Annotated in this window: 1 pseudogene; it reads left to right on the forward strand. The window is 60.6% G+C overall.

Annotation, left to right across the window (positions count from 1 at the left end):
* Window positions 1-125 precede the first annotated feature (125 nt).
* A pseudogene (locus tag ACZYOF_RS44930) lies at window positions 126-251 on the forward strand (IS630 family transposase); the annotation flags it as partial.

A 251-nucleotide genomic window follows, 5' to 3' on the forward strand; every position in this document is an offset into this window, starting at 1 on the left:
CGGAAGTATTCCTGCATGTCGGTTTCGGCCGGGGGCCTGCGATGCAGCCGGGTATAGAGGTGGATAAAAGCCAGATACTGCCCCTGCGTGGGCGTGAAGGGTTTTGTCGAAGGACTCACGCCGGCCAATGCATGCGTGATCTTGTCGACATCCATTATCCCGACGCCGAGATCATCCGGGTCGTCCAGGACAATTTATCGACCCACTCCGCCGGTGCCCTCTATCAGGCGTTCCCGCCCGCCGAAGCCAGG

The sequence above is a fragment of the Bradyrhizobium sp. LeoA1Lang genome (assembly GCF_055413685.1).